Here is a 397-nt window from a genome sequence, read left to right as displayed (position 1 = left end):
AGCCGGACCTGCTTGATGCGCTCGTCCACCACCAGGGAGCCGTGTCCCGCGTCGTAGCGGTAGACCTCGTGGACCGCGCCGCGGGCCTGGAGGCGCTGGACGTAGTTCTCGATCTGGCGGATGGGGCAGCGCGGGTCGTTGACGCCGGCCGAGATGTAGACCGGGGCCTCGACCCGGTCGACGTAGGTGATCGGGGAGGACGCCTCGAAGCGCTCGGGGACCTCCTCGGGGGTGCCGCCCAGCAGGGTGCGGTCCATGGCCTTCAGCGCTTCCATCTCGTCGTGGTACGCCGTGACGTAGTCGGCGACCGGAACCGCCGCGATGCCCAGCGTCCACAGGTCGGGCTGGGTGCCGAGGCCGAGGAGGGTGAGGTAGCCGCCCCAGGAGCCGCCGGTGA

1 protein-coding gene is annotated in these 397 nt (G+C 71.3%); it reads right to left on the bottom strand.

Annotated elements, in window-relative coordinates; translation table 11 throughout:
• Positions 1-397, bottom strand: a 397-nt coding sequence (locus KDL01_RS42570; RefSeq protein ID WP_212534363.1) for an alpha/beta hydrolase family protein, incomplete at both ends; no start/stop codon positions are given.

The organism is Actinospica durhamensis (genome assembly GCF_018139695.1).
In the GTDB taxonomy this organism is placed as follows: Bacteria; Actinomycetota; Actinomycetes; order Streptomycetales; family Catenulisporaceae; genus Actinospica; species Actinospica durhamensis.
The sequence above is the reverse complement of the archived record's forward strand: the minus strand, read 5'-3'. Positions and strand labels throughout refer to the sequence as shown.